Source organism: Actinomadura gamaensis (genome assembly GCF_042652125.1).
Taxonomy (GTDB): Bacteria; Actinomycetota; Actinomycetes; order Streptosporangiales; family Streptosporangiaceae; genus Spirillospora; species Spirillospora gamaensis.
Window position 1 is genome coordinate 286140 of record NZ_JBHSIT010000007.1, and the last position, 21232, is coordinate 307371.

The 21232-nt window shown below is 71.7% G+C and carries 14 protein-coding genes; 5 read left to right on the plus strand and 9 right to left on the minus strand.

Going from position 1 to position 21232, the window contains the following annotated elements; all coding sequences use genetic code 11:
• Window positions 1-74: 74 nt before the first annotated feature.
• Window positions 75-2159, minus strand: coding sequence for a hypothetical protein (locus tag ACFPCY_RS24470; protein ID WP_378258884.1), 2085 nt, complete (start codon window positions 2157-2159; stop codon window positions 75-77).
• A gap of 123 nt (window positions 2160-2282) precedes the next feature.
• On the opposite strand from ACFPCY_RS24470, the gene ACFPCY_RS24475 reads away from it, so the two are divergent.
• The 5 genes from ACFPCY_RS24475 to ACFPCY_RS24495 all read left to right on the plus strand — a co-directional run bounded on the left by ACFPCY_RS24475 (window position 2283) and on the right by ACFPCY_RS24495 (window position 10599).
• Window positions 2283-3083 (plus strand): TIGR03089 family protein, encoded by an 801-nt coding sequence (locus ACFPCY_RS24475; protein ID WP_378258886.1) that lies wholly within the window; start codon window positions 2283-2285, stop codon window positions 3081-3083.
• A gap of 60 nt (window positions 3084-3143) precedes the next feature.
• A complete protein-coding gene (locus ACFPCY_RS24480; protein ID WP_378258888.1) occupies window positions 3144-4580 on the plus strand; it encodes an LCP family protein in 1437 nt (478 codons plus the stop codon).
• Window positions 4581-4747: 167 nt separating this feature from the next.
• A complete protein-coding gene (locus ACFPCY_RS24485) occupies window positions 4748-5881 on the plus strand; it encodes an acyltransferase family protein (protein ID WP_378258890.1) in 1134 nt (377 codons plus the stop codon).
• Between the two features lie 61 nt (window positions 5882-5942).
• Window positions 5943-9440, plus strand: a complete 3498-nt coding sequence (locus ACFPCY_RS24490) for a CDP-glycerol glycerophosphotransferase family protein (RefSeq protein WP_378258892.1) — start codon at window positions 5943-5945, stop codon at window positions 9438-9440.
• Between the two features lie 154 nt (window positions 9441-9594).
• Window positions 9595-10599, plus strand: a complete 1005-nt coding sequence (locus ACFPCY_RS24495; RefSeq protein WP_417281567.1) for a CDP-alcohol phosphatidyltransferase family protein — start codon at window positions 9595-9597, stop codon at window positions 10597-10599.
• A 31-nt stretch (window positions 10600-10630) separates the two neighbouring features.
• On the opposite strand, the gene ACFPCY_RS24500 is transcribed toward ACFPCY_RS24495, so the two are convergent.
• From ACFPCY_RS24500 to wecB, 8 genes are all read right to left on the minus strand, one after another.
• A complete protein-coding gene (locus ACFPCY_RS24500) occupies window positions 10631-12421 on the minus strand; it encodes a hypothetical protein (protein WP_378258895.1) in 1791 nt (596 codons plus the stop codon).
• A 101-nt stretch (window positions 12422-12522) separates the two neighbouring features.
• Window positions 12523-13635 (minus strand): hypothetical protein, encoded by a 1113-nt coding sequence (locus ACFPCY_RS24505; protein ID WP_378258897.1) that lies wholly within the window; start codon window positions 13633-13635, stop codon window positions 12523-12525.
• A gap of 133 nt (window positions 13636-13768) precedes the next feature.
• A complete protein-coding gene (locus tag ACFPCY_RS24510; protein WP_378258899.1) occupies window positions 13769-14917 on the minus strand; it encodes a glycosyltransferase family 4 protein in 1149 nt (382 codons plus the stop codon).
• Complete coding sequence (locus ACFPCY_RS24515; protein ID WP_378258901.1) at window positions 14914-15471, minus strand: hypothetical protein; 558 nt, start codon at window positions 15469-15471, stop codon at window positions 14914-14916. Before ACFPCY_RS24515 ends, ACFPCY_RS24510 begins: the two co-directional genes overlap by 4 nt.
• A 37-nt stretch (window positions 15472-15508) precedes the next feature.
• Entirely contained in the window at window positions 15509-17194 is a 1686-nt protein-coding gene (locus ACFPCY_RS24520; protein ID WP_378258902.1) for a hypothetical protein, read from the minus strand.
• Window positions 17195-17262: 68 nt separating this feature from the next.
• On the minus strand, window positions 17263-19386 hold the full coding sequence (locus tag ACFPCY_RS24525; protein WP_378259363.1) for a glycosyltransferase: 2124 nt from the start codon (window positions 19384-19386) through the stop codon (window positions 17263-17265).
• Between the two features lie 68 nt (window positions 19387-19454).
• On the minus strand, window positions 19455-20123 hold the full coding sequence (locus tag ACFPCY_RS24530; protein ID WP_378258904.1) for a hypothetical protein: 669 nt from the start codon (window positions 20121-20123) through the stop codon (window positions 19455-19457).
• A complete protein-coding gene (gene wecB, locus ACFPCY_RS24535) occupies window positions 20116-21228 on the minus strand; it encodes a non-hydrolyzing UDP-N-acetylglucosamine 2-epimerase (protein ID WP_378258906.1) in 1113 nt (370 codons plus the stop codon). The genes ACFPCY_RS24530 and wecB overlap by 8 nt, the downstream gene beginning before the upstream one ends.
• Window positions 21229-21232: the final 4 nt, after the last annotated feature.

Below are 21232 nucleotides of genomic sequence, written 5' to 3' on the forward strand. Positions count from 1 at the left end.
CGGCGGCGTCCTGCGGGGCGTGCGTGGTCGTGGACGCGGCGGGCTGGGTACTCACGCAGGGCGAGGATAGTCGGTCACGGGCGCGGGGGCTCGGTGATCCACACGTCGAGGTTCAGGGTCCAGGTGCCCTTGGGCGCCTTCACGAGGGTCCGCTCGTCCTGCCGGGTGCGCAGCGTCATCGCGTGCACCGGCTGCCCGTAGGGGGTCACCTCGCCCGCGGTGGCGCCCATGAGGACCGGGACGCGGCCCGCGTCGTAGATCTTGCCCGCGACACGCCAGACGTCCGCCGGCGTGGCGTCCGCGGAGATCCGCGCGGACGGTTCGCCGCACATGCTGCGAATCACCTGAAGGAACTGGTCCGCGTAGTTCTGGTCGAGGATGACGACCGAACGGCCCGGTCCGATGCGCGCGCACAGGTCGCGGACGGCGGCGACCTCGTTGTCGTGCGTCCGCGCCAGCATGAACGGCGCGGACGACAGCCCGATCGGCACGCCGAGGACGGCGCAGGAGACGAGCGCGGCGGCGGCGGTCGGCCGCCGCCCGTACCCGGTCCGCCGGATCCGCCGGACGAGCCAGGCCGCCGCCCACACCGCGAGCAGCAGCAGGCCGGGGATGACGACGGCGATCAGCCGCCGGGACGCCCAGGGGTGGTCCGGCGTGATGCCCGGCCGGTAGAGCACCAGCACGGTCGTCCAGACGATCACCGCGTACGGCAGCAGCCATTCCGGCGTCCGCCGCCGCAGCAGCCGGCGCACCAGCAGCGCCGCGCCGAACGTCGCGGCCAGCAGCGCGGGCACCCCGACGTACCAGATCACCCAGTGCATGGACAGCTCGGAGTACTGCCGGGTGCCGTCCAGCGGCAGGTGGTTGATCCGCTGGACCTCCTCGATGAAGTGCGCGTTCTGCGCGTCATCGGGGTTGGTCGGGACGCGCCGGACGGTCTGGATCCACGGCCGCGCCACGAACAGCGCGACGACGGCGAGCGTGGCCCAGGCGGCGAGGTCCGGGATCCGGCCGCGCGCGGCCGAGGCCGCCAGCGCGCGCAGGCGCGGCCCGGTGCGCTCCCACCGCAGCGAGGCGATCAGGACGCCGGTCAGCGCGACGAGCGCGACCGTCATCGCGAGCAGCGGAACCAGCGATCCGCGCAGGTAGACCAGGTAGGGCCGGGACAGCAGGAAGCCTTCGGCGAGGCCGAGCCCGACCCCGGCGGTGAGGCCGAGCGCGAGCGGCATGCCGGTGGTGCGGCGGCGCGCGATGAGCAGCCCGGCGAAGACCACGACGGGCAGGACGTCGCGCAGCCCGTCGATCCGGACCAGGACGATCAGCCCGAGCATCCCGCCCGCGAGGAACGCCTTGGCGCGCGCCGAGGTCGGCATCAGCCGCCAGTAGCGTCCGGTGCGGCGCGGCTCGTCGGCGGCCTGCGCGCGCACGTCGTAGAGCAGCGCGAGCCCGCCGAACAGCAGCACCATCGCGGGCAGCTCGCTGTAGGTGGACCGGGACACCCAGATCATCGGCAGCGTCAGCGCGAGCAGCAGCGCCCCCGCCGGGGCCCAGCGCGGCCCGACGAGCCGGGCGACCAGGCCGCCGAACGCGAGCACGGCCGCCGCGCCGAGCAGCGGCGCCATCAACAGCATCGCCCGGACGCCGCCGACCCAGCCGCCGAAGCTCAGCACCAGCGGCAGCCCGGCCATGAACTGCGGGTCGATGTCGTCGCCGACCTGGTAGAAGGCCAGCGAGCCGAAGCCGAGCGCGCGGTCGCCGCCGCCGAACGCGGCCCGGTCCTGCGGGATCGGCAGCGAGCCGTGGTCGTTCAGCCAGAGCGCGAACTGCACGTAGGACGCCGGGTCGCGGCGCACGATGATCTGCTCGGAGCACATCGCGACCTGGACGGCCAGGAACGCCAGCGCCACCGCGAGCACGCCGAACGCCGACCAGCGCGGCACCGGGCCGATCGGGCCGGGGCGGGGCTCGCCGTCCGCGCGCGGCGCGTCCCGCAGGCCGAGCCAGAGCACGACCGCCGCGACCGGCGCGAACAGGCCGAGCGCGGGCCCGAGGTCGAGGACGCCTCCCAGCAGCAACGGCGCGGACACCGTCAGCCACGCCACCAGCAGAAGGGCGGGTGCGACGGTGATGCGGGCGAGCAGCCGCCCCGCGCTCATCGGTGGGTTCCCCGGACGTCCATCGAAGCGGAGCGTATCGGCATCCTCCCGCGGCGAGCGCCGCGCGACACCGGACGCGCCCGAGGTCAGCGCGACACGGGCCGTGCACGTACGCTCCGTGCCATGACGGAACCCGTGATCGCGACCGACCCCGCCGGCCTGCTCGCCGCCCGCGTGGAGGCCGACCCGTCCCGCCCGTTCGTGACGTTCTACGACGACGCGAGGAACGAGCGGGTCGAGCTGTCGGCCCGCGTCTTCGCCAACTGGGTGGCGAAGACCGCCAACCTCCTGGTGGACGGCTTCGGCATGCAGCCGGGCGACAGGGTGGTCCTGGCGCTGCCGGAGCACTGGCAGACGCAGGTCTGGCTGATGGCCTCCTGGTCCGCCGGGCTGCACGTCCACCTCGGTGAACCCGGCGAGGCCGAGGGGCCGTACCTGCTCGCGGTGGCCGAGGAGAGGCTGGGCGAGGTGGACGACTCGGAGGCGGACGAGGTCGTCGGCCTCTCCCTGCACGCGCTGGGCGGCCCGATGGCGGACGTCCCGCCGGGCGTGACGGACTACGCGACCGAGGTCCGGGCGTACGGCGACCGGTTCCGGCCGGAACGGTCCTTCGCCGGCGATCCCCTGCTGAGTGTGACAAAGACCACATACAGCGGCGCCGATCTGGTCGCCGAGGCGCGGACGGCGGCGGCCGAGTGGGCCTTGGACGCTCGGGATCGCCTCCTGGTTCACGTGCCCCTCACCACGCTCCAGGGGGTACTGATCACCCTGCTCGCACCGCTAGCCTCAGGATCTTCCGTCATAATCCAACGAAACTTCGACAAAGCGTCGCTAGATCGGCGACTGACCCTGGAGCATGTGACCGCCACGGCGGGGGTGTCCGGAGCGAATGGTGGATCCGGCCCCGTCCAGCGGCTTGGCTGACCTACCCTCTGACTGATTCCGCGACCCCCAAGGGCGGGCCCGACCCCCACCACGGAGCCGATGAACGACAACCCCATGTACATGGAGTACGTCGATGACGCCGACCCACCCGAGCCGGCGCGCCGACGCGGCTGGCGCATTCTCGGCTGGGTGAGCGTCGCCCTCTCGGCGGTGATGGTCGCCGGCTCCCTGACGATGTACGGCTTCTACCGCGAGGCGTTCGGCAACATCGCGCACGAGGACACCAACACCCTCATCGGCGGCAACCGGCCGAAGAAGCTGAACAACGCGATGAACATCCTGCTGCTCGGGTCCGACAGCCGGGCGGGCGCGAACGCCGAGTACGGCCGGAGCATGAAGAACGAGCCGCCGCGCTCGGACACGATCATCCTGCTCCACCTCTCGCCGGGCGGCGGGCAGGCGTTCGGGGTCAGCTTCCCCCGTGACCTCATGGTGCCGATCCCGTCCTGCAAGAAGCCGAGCGGCGGCAGCACGCCCGCGGAGGCCAAGGCGCAGATCAACTCGGCGTACACGCTCGCCGGGCCGTCCTGCACGGTCAAGACGATCGAGGGCATCACCAACCTGCGGATCGACCACTTCATGGAGGTCAACTTCGTGGGGTTCAAGTCGATCACCGACGCGATCGGCGGCGTGCCGATCTGCCTGCCCAAGGACGTCAACGACCCCAAGTCCAAGCTGCACCTGACCAAGGGCAAGCACGTCATCAAGGGCGAGCAGGCGCTCGCCTACGTGCGCGTCCGGCACGGCCTCGGCGACGGCTCGGACCTCGGCCGCATCAAGCGCCAGCAGAAGTTCATGGGAGCGCTCGCCAACAAGGCGATGAGCGCGGGCGTGCTCAGCAACCCGGGCAAGCTGATGGGCATGATCAACGCGGGCACCAAGTCGCTGCGGACCGACAGCGACCTCACCGCGTCCACCATGCTGAAGATCGGCCAGGGCATGCAGGGCATGACCTCCGGCAAGCTCCGGTTCGTCACCGTCCCCTGGGGCCCGGACCCGGCCGACCACAACCGCGTGGTGCTGAGCCAGCCGAGCGCCGACAACTTCTTCAACGCGCTGCGCAACGACCGCGCGGTGCCGGACGAGAAGAAGACCCCCGCGAGCAGCGCGCCGAAGGTCCCGGCCGGCCAGGTGAAGGTCCGCGTCTACAACGCCAGCGGCGCCAGCGGGCAGGCCGGACGGGTCGCCGCGGCGCTGCGCGAGCAGGGCTTCCAGGTCCAGGTCGGCGGCAACAAGCCGACCAGCTCGACCACCAGGATCCTTTACGGGTCCGGCGCCGACCAGGCGGCCAGGACGCTGGCCGCGCAGGTGCCGGACGCCTCGGCCCCGTCCGCCTCGTCCACCAGCCTGTCCGGCACGGTGGACCTGGTCATCGGCACCAACTGGACCAACCTCAAGAACGCGAAGTCCGCCGGCCCGATCCCCAAGCAGCAGGGGGAGATCAAGGCCGACGACAACATCTGCGACGGCAACTAGCCGCGCACCCGCGGCGGCCGGGCCACTCCCGGGCCCGGCCTCCGCACCGACCGAGCCGGCGAAGCGACCAGCTCCCGAAACAGCCCCGGAACCGGCCCCGCGACCAGCACCCGGCCCCGGGGAGACGGCCCTCCCGGAACGAAGTCCCCACCCCCGCCTAGGACCTCATGACGTACACCGGCACCCCTCCCGCGTTCCCGAGCACCGAGCGGTTCCCGCTCCAGGCGGGTCCCCCGGGAGAGGCACCGGCCCCGCCGCCGACCACGCAGGGCGACGCTCCGAACACGCCGAGCGGCAGGCCGCGCAAGCAGCGCGACCCGTTCTTCGACAACGCCAAGTTCATGGCGATCCTGCTCGTGGTGATGGGGCACTGCCTCGCCCAGCTGAGCAACGTCCCGCTGGCCAAGACGCTGTACCTGGCCATCTACATGTTCCACATGCCGCTGTTCATCGTGATCACCGGCTACTTCTCGCGGAACTGGACGTTCTCCGCCAACCGCACCCGCAAGCTGATCACCGCCGTGGGCGTGCCCTACGTGGTGTTCCAGACCGGCTACACCGTCTTCGACTGGGCCGTCGGCCGCAACAGGCTGGAGATCAGCCTGCTCGACCCCTACTTCCTGACGTGGTTCCTGTGCGCGCTGTTCCTCTGGCGGCTGTCCACGCCGGTCTGGCAGATGATCCGCTGGCCGGTCGCCGTCGCCGTCGCGTTCTCGCTGCTGTCCTACATGACCGACCTCGGCAGCACCCTCGACCTGCACCGGGTGATCGGGCTGCTGCCGTTCTACGTGCTCGGCCTGACGCTGAAGCCGGAGCACTTCGAGCTGCTGAAGAAGCCCGTCGCGCGGCCGGTCGGCGCGGCGGTGCTGATGGGGGCGGTCGGCGCGGCGTGGTTCGCCAAGGACCGCATGGACATCGACTGGGTCTACTGGAAGAACCCGCACAGCGACTTCGGCGTGGACAACATCACCGGATCCGGCATGCGGCTGGTGATGATGGTCTGCGCGCTCACCCTGATCGCCGCGTTCCTCACGCTCGTCCCGCGGCGGCGGACCTGGTTCACCGGGCTCGGCGCGACCACCCTGTACGCCTACCTGCTGCACGGCTTCATCACCCGGTTCCTCGGGTACACCGGCTGGTGGGACACCTCCTTCCTGCACACCGTCCCCGGCGTGCTGGCCGTGATGGCGGCGGCCTGCGCCGTCGGGACGTTCCTGTGCTCCCGGCCCGTGGTGCGCTGCTTCCGGTGGGCCATGGAACCGAAACTTGACTGGGCCTTCAGGAAACCGCCCGTCGGATAATCTGCACATTGCCGAACTCCGGGCTCGGAGTCGGCCTTCTCACACCAGCCGTTGGAGTGCCGTGTCACCGCTGTTGAGCGTCGTCGTGCCGTTCTACAACGTCGAGGCCTACCTCGAAGCCTGCCTCGAGTCGCTGGCCAGGCAGACCCTGAGCGACCTTGAAGTGATCATGGTGGACGACGGCTCCACCGACTCCAGCGCCACCATCGCCAAGAACTTCGCCGAGAAGGACGGCCGGTTCCGGCTCGTCCAGCAGCAGAACCAGGGCCTCGGCCCGGCCCGCAACGCGGGCGTGCCCCCGGCGACCGGCCGGTTCCTGGCCTTCGCCGACTCCGACGACATCATCCCGCGCTACGCCTACGAGCTGATGGTCGCCTCCCTGGAGGAGACCGGCTCCGACCTGGCCTGCGGCGGCGTCCGGCGGTTCGGCGTGAACGGCCTCCAGAAGTCGGTCATGCACGAGAAGATCTTCGAGGTGGACCGGAAGGGCACCCACGTCCGGGAGTTCCCCGAGCTGCTACGGGACCGGACGGCCTGGAACAAGGTCTTCCGCCGAGCCTTCTGGGACAAGCACCGGTTCGCGTTCCCGCCCGGCCTGTACGAGGACGCCCCCGTCACCATCCCCGCGCACGTGCTCGCGTCCAAGGTGGACGTCCTGCACGAGCCCGTCTACCACTGGCGCATCCGCGAGACCGGCGCGCGCTCGATCACCCAGCGGCGCACCGAGCCGGGCAACCTCGGCGACCGCATGAAGTCGGTGCAGTCGGCGTCGTCCTTCCTGGCGAAGAACGCCGCCGACCTGAAGGACCGGTACGACGGGTTCGCGCTGTCCGACGACATCCGGATCTACGTCAACGTCGTCGACCAGGGCGACGACGAGTACCGCGCGACCTTCCTCGACCTGGTCAACGCGTTCCTCGACGGGGTGGAGCCGCGGCTCTACGAGGAGCTGCCCGCGATCGACCGGCTGAAGTTCCACGCCGTCCGGCAGCGGCTCATGCCCGAGCTGGAGGAGATCGTCATGTTCTCCAAGAGCGCGCCGGAGCGGTTCAGCGCCATCCAGCGGCCCGGCCACCCCGGCAAGTGGTTCGGCGACTACCCCTTCCTCGGCGACCCGCGCTTCCCCGACAGCCTGTACGAGCTGCGCGACGAGCTGGAGCTGGTGACCGGCGTCGACGACTTCTCCTGGCGCGACGGCAGGCTGCGGATCGAGGGCCACGCCTACATCAGCCGCCTCCACGCGCCCGAGCAGGCCGACTCGACGATCGAGATCGAGCTGCGCAAGCGGCGGCTGCTGCTGATGTCCAAGACGCTCCGTCCGGCCGTCGAGCGGGTCCGCCGCCCGGACGTGACCGCCGACAGCCGGCAGGCCATGGCCGACCACTCCTGGTCCGGCTGGGCGATCGAGCTCGACCCCGCCGACCTCGGCACCTCCGACGGCACCTGGCACGCCTACGTCACCGTCACCGCGCACGGCGTGACCCGGCACGGCCGGATCTCCGGCCCGAAGGGCGCGGGCCTGTGGCCGCCGCAGCGCGAGATCGCGCCGGGCCAGCTCATCAAGCCCAAGTACACCCAGGCGCGCGAGCTGGTGATCGGCATCCAGCCCGTCCGGGCCAAGGTCACCAGTGCCCGCGTGGACGGCCAGCGGCTGCTGCTCACCGGCTGGGTCCGCAAGGAGGACGCCGCCTACGCCAAGGGCCACGTCCAGATCGACTTCCGGCAGGGCATGACGTCGGTCCAGCAGCCGCTGCGGGCCACCGGCGGCGGCGAGGGCGGGCGCACCGAGTTCGCCGCCGACATCGACCTGACCAAGCTCGCCGAGCAGACCGGAGCCGGGGACGCCACCGAGGCGATCGACAGCATCGACTGGGACGTCTCGCTCAAGACCAGGGGCAAGCCGAAGCTGCGGCTCGCCGTCGAGGCCGACCTGGTCGACCTGCGCGCCTACGTCTCCGGCCACGAGTACGACGTGATCGCCACCAAGTACGGCAACCTCACGCTCGTCGAGCGCGCGCCCCGGCTGACCGTCACCGGCGTCCGCTGGCTGGACGGCACGACGATCGAGCTCACCGGGTCGTCCGGCGACGCGGGCACCCGTCCCGACCGGCTGGTCATGCGGCGGCGGCGCTCCACCGACGCGCACGAGGTCCCGCTCGCCTGGAAGGGCCAGAACTTCACCGCGCTGCTCAACGGGCGCCGCGGCGAGCTGCCGCTCCCGAGCGGCCGCTGGGACCTGTACGCCCCCGGCGAGCAGGGCGACCTGACCGTCGGCATCGACCGCGGCGCGCGCGGCAACCTCCCCGAGCCCCGCTTCGTCGGCGTCCACGAGCTCGAACTCCGCGCCCACCGCGGCGACCTGCTGCACCTGTGGATCCGGACCGCGCTGACCGACGAGGAGCGCGGCGGCTACGCCCAGCGCCGGCTGCAGAAGACCTTCTTCGGCCCGGGCAACACCGCCCCGCTGCGCGACATGGTCGTGTTCGAGAGCTACTTCGCCCGGCAGTACTCCGACAACCCGCAGGCGATCTACGAGGAGATGGTCCGCCGCGACCTGCCGTTCGAGCTGGTCTGGGCGACCTCCGACGGCCAGTTCACGGTCCCCGTCGGCGACCCGCGGATCGTGCTGCGCGGCTCCCGCGACTACTACGAGGCGCTGTCGTCGGCGCGGTTCATCGTCGACAACGTGCTCAAGCTGTCCGGCTTCGCCAAGCGGCCCGGCCAGACCTACCTCCAGACCTGGCACGGCACGCCGTTCAAGACCATCGGCTACGACCTGGTGCAGAGCGGCCGGATCGCGTCCGGCACCACCAAGCTCAGCCGGTTCGCCGAGGACGTCCCGCAGTGGGACCGACTCCTGTCCCCCAGCCCGCACGTCACCGGCATGCTGCGCCGCGCGTTCCGGTACGAGGGCGAGGTGCTGGAGGTCGGCTATCCGCGCAACGACATGCTGTTCGCCCCCGACCGCGAGGAGCGGGCGCGGGTCGTCCGCGACCGGCTCGGCGTCCCGCACGACCGTCCGATCGCGCTGTACGTGCCGACCTGGCGCGAGGACATCTGGCTCACCGGCGGCCGGACGGCCGAGATGGTGCTGCCCGCCGACGGGGTCGCGGGCGCGCTCGGCGACTCCTGGTCGGTGCTCGTCCGGCAGCACCACATGGTCGCCGACCGGACCGTCGGGATCGGCTCGTCCGTCGTGGACGTCACCCGCTACCCCGACATCTCCGAGCTCTACCTGATCGCGGACGTCGTGATCACCGACTACTCGTCGGTCATGTTCGACTTCGCCGCGACCGGCAAGCCGCTGCTGTTCTACGTCCCGGACCTGGACTTCTACCAGGACGAGCTGCGCGGCACCTACTTCGACCTCACCGCCGAGGCGCCCGGCCCGCTGCTGCGGGAGCCGGACGAGGTCGTCCAGGCGCTGCGCGGGATCGACTCCACGCGCGGCGAGTACGCGGCCGCCTACGCCGCGTTCCGGCAGAAGTACTGCGCCATGGACGACGGACTCGCCTCGGTTCGGGTGGTGGACCACCTGCTGTCCCTGACGTCCGAATGATCACTTCCCGGTGACGACTGGGCGTCTCCGCGGAATCCGGCGGGTGGCGGGCCGGTAGCATCGGGTGGCGCGGGGTCGCGTCGTTCGGGGGTGCGTCATTTCCGAGGCACGGGGACCGGCCTCGATCCATTTTTCTCGAAAGGACAGGCTCTCCATGGCGAACTTCACGCTCGATGACGTTCGGCAACGGACGTACAAAGCGCGTGACGCGTGGTGGACGGTCTTGCTGGTCGATCCGCTCGCCTCCCGACTGGTCAAGTTCACCGCCAACAGGACCAACATCACGCCCAACCAGCTCACCGTCGGCGCGCTGATCCTCGGGCTCGGCGCCGGCGGCTGCTTCGCCGTGGGCACCTGGCCGATGCTGCTCGTCGGCGCGCTGCTCTACCACCTGTCGTTCACGCTCGACTGCATGGACGGCAAGATCGCGCGGCTCAAGGGCACCGGCTCGATCTTCGGCGCCTGGCTGGACTACATCTTCGACCGCGTCCGGGTGCTGGCCTGCGCGATCGCCCTGATGGGCGGCGCCTACGCGCGGACCGGGAACGTCGCCTACGTGTGGACCGCGGTCGCCGTGGTGTTCCTGGACATGCTCCGCTACATGGACGCCCTGGAGATCTACAAGGTCCGCTCGCAGATGCGCAACAAGCTGCGCGACCTCGGCGAGCAGGCCGCCGCGCTGGAGGCCGCCGCCCGCGCCGCGCGCGGCGAGGTGCCCGCCGCGTCCGTGGACGCCGAACTGTCGTCGGCCGAGCGCGCGCTCGGCAACGACCCCGAGGCCGACATGGAGGACCGGGTCGTCGGCGACAACCCGAACGTCGCCCTCCAGGCCGAGTTCAACAAGAAGTTCCCCTGGTACGCGCGCGTCCGCGACGCGCTGCTCCGCGGCCGGATCCGCCCGCACCTGATCTCCGGCATCGAGTTCCAGATGGGCGTGTTCATCGTCGCCCCGATCGTCGCCGCGATCATCCCCGGCGCGATCATCCCGGTGACGGTGCTGTCCGGCATCGGCATGATGGCCTTCGAGCTCGTGATCATCTACAAGTTCTGGCTGTCCAGCCGCACCTACACCAAGTCCCTCGGCAAGCTGGAGCGCCGCGTCGAGGAGGCCCGCGCCCAGGTCCCGCAGGAGGAGCTGGAGCGCCTCTCGCTCGCCTGATCCGTCCCGCTCCCCGGACGCCCCCGCCCGCTCACCGGCCGGGGGCGTCCGCCTTTTCCGGCTCGATCTCCTCGGCCGGCTCGGCCTTCTTCGCGGGCTCGGCCTTCTTTTCCGGGTCGGGCTTCTTGGTCGGCTCGGGCTTCTCTTCGGGCTCTGGTTTCTCCGGCGCGGCGGGCTTTTCGGGGGCGCTTTCTTCCGGCGTCTCCGGCGTCTGCGGCTTCTCCGCCGTCTCCGGGTCCGCTGCGGCCTCGGTCTTCTCCTCGGGGGCGGGCTTCTCGGCGGGCTCGGGCTCGTCCGCGGGTTCCGTCTCGCCGGACGGGGCGTCCGCCACGGGCTCGGTGAGGACGAGGCCGCCGCGCGGTTCGCGGGTGAAGGCCAGCCCGGCGGCGAGGGCGGCGAACGGCACGGACGGCAGGACGTAGCGGTAGTCGAAGTCGGCCGTCGCGGCCGGGACGACCAGCAGGGCGAGCCCGACGCCGAACGGCAGCAGCACCTGGCCGCCGATCCGCCGGACCCGGACGGCGACGCCGGCGAGACCGACGCCGAGCAGGATCCCGAGGAACGTCCCGGGCATGAAGTAGTGCCGCTGGTAGTCGCGCATGAAGCCGCCGTACGGCTCGACGACGCGCGACTCGGCCGTCCTGCCGCCGTAGTCGTAGGCGGCCATGGCGTTCCAGGCGCGGAGCGACCCACCGACGGGGAACTCGTACTCCTCGACGGTGGCCTGGTTCGGGTAGTCGACGCGCTTCCAGTCGAACGCGCGCCAGGTGTCGCGCCAGACGGTCCTCGCGTAGTCGCCGGGCTGCTTCTCGATCGCCTCCATGGCGAACCGCCCGGCGAGCGCGTTCGTCTTGGGGTCGGACATGTTCCAGGGCAGCTCGTCGAACGGCGAGTCCGAGCTCCACATGGTCTGGAACGCCGCCGCGACGCGCGGATCCCGGATCATGTCGTTGTTGCAGAAGATCACCAGCTCCTGCTCGGGCTTGATCCGGTTGCAGTCGGCGAAGTCGGACACGCGGCCGTAGAGGAACACCTTGTCGGTCGAGGTGAACGCCCACTGCCCGTTGTAGGAGTGGAACCACAGGAGGTAGCCGGCCAGCGGGACGACGCCCGCGACGGCCGTCGCGAGGACCGTCCGCCAGCCCGCCCGGCGCACGGCGAGGCAGAACACCAGGACGATCAGCATGGGCAGGCCGACCGACCGGACGTCCGCCGAAGCGCCGACGACGAACCCGGCGAGCGCGCCGGCCCACCACGGCGTCCGGCGCCACCACATGGCGATCGTGATGCCGCAGGCGAGCAGGAACGTGAAGGGCACGTCCGACATGAGCATGTGCTCGAGCTCGATCTGGTAGGCGTCGTAGAGCACCGGCAGGACGAGCACGGACGCGATGACGCCGGGCACCCAGATCCACAGCCGGGGCCAGCCGCGCCGCAGCGCGCGCTGCAGGAGCGCGTAGACCATGACGCCGATGAGGACGCCCATCGCGTGCTGCATCACGAGCACGCCGGTGAACCCGTGGAACGGCCTGACCGCGGCGAGCATGAGCGAGTATCCGGACGGCCGCAGCGGCGACGGGCGCAGTTCCAGCGCGCCCGCCAGGTACGTCCCGGAATCGCCGAACCAGAGCACGGAGCGGAAGCCGAGCATCGTGACCACGCGCAGCGCGATGGCTCCGCCCAGGACGACCAGGAACACCGCGTGGGCGGCGAGACAGCGCCCGATCGCCTTCGGGGAGGGCCTCGCCGCTCGGACGCGTGGGAGTGCGGCCCTCCTCAGCCAGGACGTGCGGACGGCATCGAGGGAGGTCCCGTCGGACAAACCGGCTCCGTGGTGCTAGGCGGGGTCAGCGGAGTGCGGCGGCCCCACGCCGCAGGGGGATTCGGCCGCCACCTCGAAGGATAGTGGCGTTCGCGACACGCTCACCGGGAACGGCGCGCGGCGGTGCGGGTGATCCAGTCGAGGAACGCCGGCGACCCGGCGTCGCGGCCCGTACCGTCCCAGTCGACGGTGGCGCGCACGTCGTCGCCGAGGCTCTCCAGCCCGGACGCGAGGTTCCCGACGACCGTGAGCGGCACGTCGCCGTCGGCCGTCCCGGCGCGCAGCCACCAGTGCCGCGCCCTGGCCGGGTTCCGCTGCCGTACGAAGTCCATGGCGTTGCGCAGCACGGGACGCCGTTGCACGTCCGCCGCCGCCTTGACGTCCGTGGTCCCGACGTGCTTCAGGAAGTCGGGAAAGGTGAAGGAGATCCGGCCGCCCATCCAGCCGATCCACGGATTGCGTTTCAGGTAGAGCGCCCGCTGTTCTTCGGACAGCCCTTTCAGATATCGCGCGCCGGAGGGCTGGAGATAGTTCGCCATCAGCCAGCTCCGGTCATATTTCAGATCCGGACCGCCGAGGTTCGTCACCGGTCCGGAAGCGGCCACCGCGTAAACGCGGTCGGACGCGTCGGCCGCCCCGAGGCGGTCCAGCGCGTCGTCGTACTGCCCGCGCCCGCCGGACGCCCCGAGCAGGGCCGCGAGCCCGCCGCCGGCACCGTTCCCCGTCGCGATGATGCGGTCGACGTTGCCCGGCAGCCTTCCCTTGTTGTGCCGGACGTACCGGACGGCGGCCTTGAGATCGACGATGCCGTTCCCCTCGCCGGCCCGCACCGCCGAGGCCACGACCACGAATCCCGAAGCGAGCGCCGCCGCGTCCTGATCGTCCGCGACTTTCCCGCTGCTCGAATTGTCGAGGAGGATCGGAGCCCTGGAGGATTCCACTGCTCTTCCGCTTATCTGCACCGGGACCCGGACGCTCAGAATCTGGTGCGGCGCGTCCACCGGGGCCGCGACATACGGAATTCCCGAATAGAGCCGGTAGCGAACCGCTCTGGTGACGCCTTCGACCTTCACCGAGGCGTCCTTGAGCACGGACCCGCGGTCGTGGAACCTGAGCGAGTGAGCGCCCTCGGGGCCGCTCCCGCACGCGGCGACGCCGCCGAACCCGACCGCCAGCCCGACTCCGAGAACCGCGCAACGACCCACCTCGCCCATGACTCCCTACCTACCGGCTTCGGCACCTCCTCCATCCCTGCCCACACCACGCCCGAAGATCCTTCAATCCGAAACTTGGCCCGCGCCGACCCATCGAGAACCCCGGGAACGGCTCGCGGCTACGTGGACGGGGCTACTTGGCGGCGTTCAGGGCCTCGTAAAGGTGCTCCCAGGAGTCGGTCACCGGCTCGGGACCGTACTCGGCGGCCTTCTTCAGGGCCGCCTGGGAGAGGTCGCGGCGGAGGTCCTCGTGCTCGATGAGCCGGACGATGCCCGCCGCCAGGGCGTCCACGTCGCGCTCGGGCACCAGCAGCCCGTCCACGCCGTCGGTGATCAGCTCGCGCGGGCCGACCGGGCAGTTGAAGCTGACCACGGGCAGGCCGCAGTTCATGGCCTCCAGCAGGACCATGCCGAAGCCCTCGGACTTGGAGCTCATCGCGAAGATCGAGCCCTTGGCCAGCTCGTCGTCCAGGCGGTTCGTCGGGCCCATCAGGAAGACGTGGTTGTAGAGGTGCTCGGACAGGATCAGCTTGCGGAGCGCGCCCTCGCTCGGGCCGCCGCCGTGGATGCGGAGCGTCCAGTCGGGATGGGTCTCGACGACCTTGCCGAACGCCTGGATCAGCATGTCGAAGCCCTTGTTGCCGTCGAGCCGCCCGGCGCTGACGACCTGGTGCCGCGAGAAGTCGGTGCGCGGGACGTCCAGGGAGTGCAGGGCGTTCGGGATGCGCTCGACGCGGACGTCCGGGAACGCCTCGGCGTAGGCGGCGCGGTCCTCCTCGGTGAGGCAGACGATCGCGTCCATGCCGGTGTAGGCGGCGTCGATCGCCGCGCGCCACTCGCCCTTGTGCGTGGACAGGCCCGCGTGCTCCTGGACGACCCGGACCAGCGACGGGTCGGCGAACTCGGCGACGACCAGGTTGATCGTGGGCCGGGTGCCGACCACGATCCTGCCCTCCAGCCCGCGCAGGAAGCGGATCATCGCGTTGATGCGGCGGCGCTTGTCGGCGTTCTCGGAGACGCCCGCCGGGAACCGGTCGTGCCAGGAGGTGTCCTCCTCGCCCTCGTACCGGTCCCAGTCCACGTACGAGCCGGACCGGTTGTCGACCAGCGCGGTGATGCGGACCCGGTCGTCCAGCGGGAACGGCGGCTCCTCGTGGTAGCGGAGCATGGTCGCGATCTCGACCTCGTGGCCCCGCTCGACCATCGTGTTGGCCTGGTTGAACACCGTGCGGACGGTGCCGCCGACGCCGAACGCGTTGTAGATCAGGTAGGTGAGCTTCATGCCTCGGCCCTGTTCGCGGAGTCGCGCCGCGCGCAGCGGACGGACAGGTGGTCGCCGTCGGTGTAGTACGGCAGGACGTCGACGCCGGCCTCGGTCTGCTCCGGGAACTTCACGATCTTCTTCTTGCCCGGCATGTCGTCGTGGTGCCGGCCGACCCGGAGCACCAGCCGGCGCCCGCCGCGCGCCGAGACCAGGTGCAGGTCCCAGTGCTCGCGGGGCAGCGCGTCCCGGACGGCCAGGTCGCGGACGGGCACGACCGCCTCGAAGTGCGGGCCGTCGGTGACGACGGGGAAGTACAGCCGGGACGGCGTGCGCTCGGCGGAGCGGGTCACGCTGCGCTTCAGCCGGTTCACGATCCGGTCGGCGACGCCGGGGGCGGGGGCCTTGCGGCGCTCGCGGGAGGTGAGCCGCAGCGTCCACGGCTCGTCGACGGGGGCCTCGTCGGGCGCTCCGCCGCTGACGACCGTGCCGAGGATGCGGATGTGGCCGTCGCGCGGCCAGACCTGCCCGATCTCCGCGTGGGGCCCGTCTCCCCCGCCGGTCTCCGCAGCCATCCTCGCCCTTTCGATCGCCGGTCCGGACTCCGAAGTATCACAGATCGCGAGAAGTGCTCGAAACCGGTTCGGAGATCACGCCGAGGGCGGCGGCGAGGGCCGCGAAGGGCACGACGGGGAGCAGGTAGCGGTAGTCGAAGTCGGCGGTGAACGGAGGGACGGTGAGCAGGGCGAACGCGCTCAGCCAGGGCAGCAGGGCGGCTCCTCCCCCGTTCCGCGCGTGCCGGACGGCGCCCGCGAGCCCGACCAGCAGCAGGACGCCCAGGAGCGTCCCGGGAAGGAACACGACCTTCTGGTACGAACGCATCCATCCCGCGAACGGCTCGACGATGCGCGGTGCGGCCGTCCCGTGCCCGTAGGCGCGGGCCGGTTTCACCGCCGACCTCGGCTGCCAGTGCCGGGACGGGAAGCGGTACTCGCCGACCGTCCAGGACGTCGGGTAGTCGGAGCGTCCCCAGGAGAACGAGCGCGCGGTGTCGCGCAGGGCGCGGTCCAGGTAGTCGCCGGGCTGGGCGAGGATCGCCGCCCGCGCGAACCGGTCCGCCCGGCGGTTGCCCTCCTCGTCGGCGACGCCGTCGGGCATGGCGCGGAACGGCGAGCGCGGCCCCCAGAGGGCGGCGTAGCCGGGGGCCACGCCGGGCATGTCGTGCTTCCAGTCGTGGCACAGGCCGGCCAGCTCCGGCGGCGGCTCGATCTTCGCGCAGTCGGCGAAGGCGGCCGTCCGCCCGTAGAGGAAGAAGCCGTTGGTCGCGGACAGCTCGAACCGCCCGTGCGCCTCCTCGTACCAGCTCGCGTACCCGCACACGACGACCGCGAAGACCGCGACCATCGCCGCCAGCGGCCGCCACCGCGCCCCTCGGCGGCCTCCACCGCCCGGACGGACGGCCGGCTCGTCCGCCCGCTCGCCGCCCCCCTCGTCCGGCCGCCTTCCACCTCCGTCGTCGGCCTGCGCGTCGTCTCCCTCGTCGGCCTGCGCCTCGACCCGCTCATCGGTCTGCGCCTCGATCCGACCGCCGGCCTGCGCCTCGACCCGCTTGTCGACCAGGGCGCGGACGGCGAGCTGGAGCACGGCGATCACCAGGAGCGGGAGGCCGACGGTGCGGGTGAGCGCGGCGGCGGCGAGCAGGACGCCCGCGAGCGCGCCGAGCCGCCAGGTGACGCGGCGCCGCCACAGCAGCGTCGCGATGGCGGCGACCGCGAAGAACTCGAACAGGACGTCCGACATGAGCATGTGCTCGAGCTGGATCTGGTACCCGTCGAACAGGACGGGCGCGGCGACGGCCGTGCCGAGCAGCCCGGCGGCCCACCGGCGTCCGGGCCACTGGCCGCGCGTCCAGCGCCAGGTGACGGCGTACAGCAGCACGGCCGTGGCCAGCCCGAGCAGATGCTGCACGACCACGACCAGGCGGAAGTCGTGGAACGGGTGCAGGAACCAGAGCATCAGCGAGTAGCCCGACGGCCGCAGCGGCGACGGGGTGAAGTGCAGCGCGCTCTTCAGGTACGTGCCGGAGTCGCCGAACCAGAACACGGTCGGGTAGCCGAGCACCGCGACGGCGCGCAGCGCCGCGCCGAGCAGCAGCGCGACCGCGAAGACCCCGTGCGCGCGGCCGACCGCGCTCAGCCGGACGCCCGGGCCTTCACCGGACGCGCGCAGCCGGACGCCCGGACCGCGCCCGAACGCGAGCAGCCGAGCACCGGGTCCTCTCCCGGCCCTGGACACCACGCGTCGCTCCGTCCCCGTCACCCGTCACCCGTCACGGTCGCGGCCCGACTGCGCCGCCCGACCAGCGATCAGCCTTCCCGCCCGGCATGACGAACACGCGCGGACGAAAGTTCCACGTTTCCTGAACGTATGCCGAAAACGAGGTCGACCCAGGCGTCCTCGACGACCCGCAGCCCGTAGGACGCCCGGACCTGCTCGCGCGCTGCCTGCCGCTCGTCCTCCCAGCGCCCCTCGGACACGGTCGCGGCGATCGCGGCGGCCATCTCCCGCGGGTTCCGGTGGATCCAGTGCTCGTCGTAGACGGTGTCCGCTCCCGGCCAGGGCAGCAGGGCGGGGATCGCGCCGGACGCCATGCCCTCGGCGGGCGCGAGGTGGAAGCTCTCGTCGTCGCTGGTCGAGAGCACGAAGCCGATGCGCCGCAGCCAGGCGGGCACGTCCCGTCCGTACGCGTCGAACACGACGCCGTCCGCGAGGGCCTTCGAGCGCCGGACGCGCCGGAACACCTCCTCGTAGTGCTCGCGCTCCTCGGGACGCTCCCAGATCCACCAGTACTCCCAGGGGAGCTTGGACTTCACGAAGAGCGTGTAGCGCGGGTCGTCGCGGCGCAGCTCCTCCAGGACGTCCAGCGCGAGGTCGAACCGCTTGCGCGACGGCGCGATCCCGATGATGCCGAGGTGGTGCTGCGCGCCGGGCAGCTTCACGCGGTCGAACTGCTCGTCGTCCACCCAGTTCGGGATGACCACGACCTTGTCGGCGGGCCAGCCGGTCATCTGGAGCGTCAGCGAGGCGTAGTGCGGGCTGACGCAGATCACCTTGTCCACGAGGTCGATGTCGGCCTTCAGCGGCCAGCCCGAGTACAGCTCGAACCGGTGCAGGCGGACGACGAGCTGCTGTCCGGGCTGCTTGTTGCGCGCGTACCAGAGGGCGTTCGGGCCGAACCATTCGCAGATGACGACGTCCGCCCACTGGACGAGTTCGAGACTGCGTTCCGGGTCGTGCGTCTTCAGCGCGGGCCACTTGTCGACGCGGATCTCCATGTCCGGCCGGTCGCGGAGGTGGTCGAGCAGCTTGGTGAAGAACTTCAGGTCGTGCCCGGCGACGACGACTTTCAGCTTGCCGTCCTGGCGCGGCTTGGGGAACGTCGTCTCCAGGTAGCCGCGCATACGGCGGACGGCCGCGTCCAAGCTGTAGTCGGCCGCGGCGCGACGGCAGCGTTCGGCGGCCAGCTCGTACAGCTCCGGGTTCTTGCCGATGAGCGTGAGCGCGTCCACGACGTCGCTCTCTGACGAGGCGAACAGCGGGTAGTCCTCGCCGAACAGCCGCTCGTGCATGGGGTTGCGGTTCAGCACGACCGGGACGCCCAGCGCGCCGCTCTCCAGCACCTTGGTGGACAGTTCGAGGCTGGTGTCCATGGTGAGGTCGCGCCACGACAGGGCGACGTCGCCACTGGCCGTGATGCGCATGGCCTCCGCACGCGGGTGCCCGCCGTGCCAGACGACCCCGTCGCCCTTTTCCAGCGCTTCCTTCATCGGCGCGGCGAATCCCGCTTCCTGATGGATCTTGTCGCCGACCATGTGGAGTTCGGCTTCCACACCACGCGCGCGCAGGAGGCGCGGCAAGCGCGTCATCTCCAGCGTGTTCCAGCGCGGAGCGAACTTGCCCGTGTAGACGAGCCGGAGCTTCCCGTTCGGCGCGCCTGACGCGCGCGGTTCGAGACCGTCCGGCAGGACGACCACGGGTGGGAAGAGCACGCTCTTGCCCGCCGTCGCCGGGACCGCCGCCTCCAGGAAGCAGCGCAGCTCCTCGGTCTGGCAGAGCAGCACGCGGGACGCGTCGGCGATGCGCCGCAGATCCCCCTTGGACTTCCCGTCGAACTCGGCCGCCGACTGCGGGACGTCGGTCAGGTACGTCCAGAGGCGGCCCTTCAGCGGACCGGCGGCGAGCTGGCCCGCGAGCGCGCGCCCGCGCACGACGGCCAGGTCGAACGGCCGTTCCGCGTCGATCCGCGCGATGGCCGCGGCGGCCTCGTGCGGGCGCATCGGGCCCTCGCTCGCGGTCAGCCCGTCCTCGTGCGGGGAGAGGACGGTCACGTTCGGCAGCTCGCGCAGCGGGTCCACGAGCCGTCCGGTCCGGATCGGCGCCTTCAGGACGAGCGTGACGTCGCAGCCCGCGCGCGCGAGCGTCTGCACCATGCCCTGGGCCCAGATGGCCGAGCCGTCGATCAGGTTCAGGTCCACGTCTCCGTAGACGAGGGCGCGGGTCAACGCATCTCCTTCGGCGAGTCCAGCGAGTCGAGCGAGTCCAGCGAGTTCAGCGCGGCGACGGGGTCCCAGTCGAGGACGGCCATCGTCGGCGGCGGGTCCTCCCCCCACAGGACGACGGGGAGCCGCCGGTTGCGCGCGATGCCGCGCGCCTCGTCGAGGTCGCGGTCGCGGTCGTACATGCCGGGGACGCCGAGGTAGGCCCACGGCCCGCCCGGGTCGCCCGCGCGCGCGTCCACGACGAGGGCGTCCACGTCGGCGGTCTCCAGGATCGTGCGGACGTCGTGCGGGTGCACGGGCACGACCTCGTACCGCTCGGCGAGCGCCGCCGCCGCGTCCCGGCCGAGGATGCCCGCCACGACCGGACGGTCGGCCGGGCGCTGCACGAGCAGCCGGTCCTCGGGCCGCTCGAACCGCTCGGAGCGGCGCATCGCGCTCTCCCGCAGCGTCGCCGACTCCATCGGCCGGTCCCGCCGCTTCCACAGCCGGTACAGCTCGCGCGGCAGCCGCGCGGCGCGGCGGCGCGGGTTGCGCGCGGCCCCGGCGACGAGCCGCCCGAACTGGACGGTCGTCGAGGTCTCCAGCGCGGCGAGCCGCCGCTCCAGCTCCTCGACGCGGGCCTCGCTCTCGCGCAGGGCGGCGCGCAGGCGGGCGGATCGGTCACGCACGGAGGTACTCCAGGATCACGTCGGCGATGCGGGGTCCGGCGTGCCCGTCCCACAGCGGCGGCACCCGGTCGGCGGGCGGGCGCTCGCCGTCCAGGACCTTGCGCGCCGCCGGGACGAGCTCCTCCAGCGACACCAGCCGGTTGGTGCCGTGGGTGATCGTGATCGGCCGCTCGGTGTTCGGCCGGACGGTCAGGCACGGCACCTCGAGGACGGTCGTCTCCTCCTGGATGCCGCCCGAGTCGGTGACGACGGCCGCCGCGCCGCGCACCGCCGCGACGAAGTCGACGTAGCCGAGCGGGTCCAGGACGCGGACGCGGTCGTGCCCGTCCAGCCCGGCGGCGATCAGGTTCGCGCGCCCGCGCGGGTGCACGGGGATCACCAGGTCGGCCAGGTCGGCGACGCCGTGCAGGCTCCTGACCAGCGCGGCGGCCTTGTCCGGGTCGTCCACGTTCGCGGGCCGGTGCATGGTCGCCAGGACGTACCGCTCCGGCAGGCCGTGCTCGGCGCGCACCTTGGCGGTGTCGAACCGGTCCAGGTTGCCGAGCAGCGTGTCGATCATCGGGTTGCCGACGAAGTGCGCCCGGCCGACCGGCACGCCCTCGGCGGCCAGGTGCCCGACCGCCTCCGGGCTGGTCACCAGGCACAGGTCGGAGAGCTGGTCGGTGAGCCGCCGGTTGATCTCCTCGGGCATGGTCATGTCGAAGCTGCGCAGCCCGGCCTCCACATGGGCGACCGGGACGCCGAGCTTGGCCGCGACGAGGGCGGCGGCGATCGTCGAGTTCACGTCGCCGTACACGATGACCAGCGCCGGTGAACGGCGGATGAACTCCTCCTCGAGGCCGACCAGCAGCGCGGCCGTCTGCGCCGCGTGCGAGCCGGACCCGACGCCGAGGTTGACGTCCGGCTCGGGCAGGCCGAGCTCGTCGAAGAACACCTCCGACATCCGGCGGTCGTAGTGCTGGCCCGTGTGCACGACGGCCTGCCGCGCGCCGCGCTCCGCGAGGGCGGCGATGACCGGCGCCGCCTTCACGAAGTTCGGGCGCGCGCCGAGGACGTGGACGAGTTCACCCACCTGTTCACCCACCTGGCTTTCCCTTCTGTTCATCGGG

Excerpts from the sequence above, each read along its gene's own strand:
- ACFPCY_RS24515 (WP_378258901.1), bottom strand. The coding sequence starts at position 15,471 with ATGGCTGCGGAGACCGGCGGGGGAGACGGGCCCCACGCGGAGATCGGG.
- ACFPCY_RS24475 (WP_378258886.1), top strand. The coding sequence starts at position 2,283 with ATGACGGAACCCGTGATCGCGACCGACCCCGCCGGCCTGCTCGCCGCC.
- wecB (WP_378258906.1), bottom strand. The coding sequence starts at position 21,228 with ATGAACAGAAGGGAAAGCCAGGTGGGTGAACAGGTGGGTGAACTCGTC.
- ACFPCY_RS24510 (WP_378258899.1), bottom strand. The coding sequence starts at position 14,917 with ATGAAGCTCACCTACCTGATCTACAACGCGTTCGGCGTCGGCGGCACC.
- ACFPCY_RS24525 (WP_378259363.1), bottom strand. The coding sequence starts at position 19,386 with ATGGTGCAGACGCTCGCGCGCGCGGGCTGCGACGTCACGCTCGTCCTG.
- ACFPCY_RS24470 (WP_378258884.1), bottom strand. The coding sequence starts at position 2,159 with ATGAGCGCGGGGCGGCTGCTCGCCCGCATCACCGTCGCACCCGCCCTT.
- ACFPCY_RS24495 (WP_417281567.1), top strand. The coding sequence starts at position 9,595 with ATGGCGAACTTCACGCTCGATGACGTTCGGCAACGGACGTACAAAGCG.
- ACFPCY_RS24485 (WP_378258890.1), top strand. The coding sequence starts at position 4,748 with ATGACGTACACCGGCACCCCTCCCGCGTTCCCGAGCACCGAGCGGTTC.
- ACFPCY_RS24480 (WP_378258888.1), top strand. The coding sequence starts at position 3,144 with ATGAACGACAACCCCATGTACATGGAGTACGTCGATGACGCCGACCCA.
- ACFPCY_RS24505 (WP_378258897.1), bottom strand. The coding sequence starts at position 13,635 with ATGGGCGAGGTGGGTCGTTGCGCGGTTCTCGGAGTCGGGCTGGCGGTC.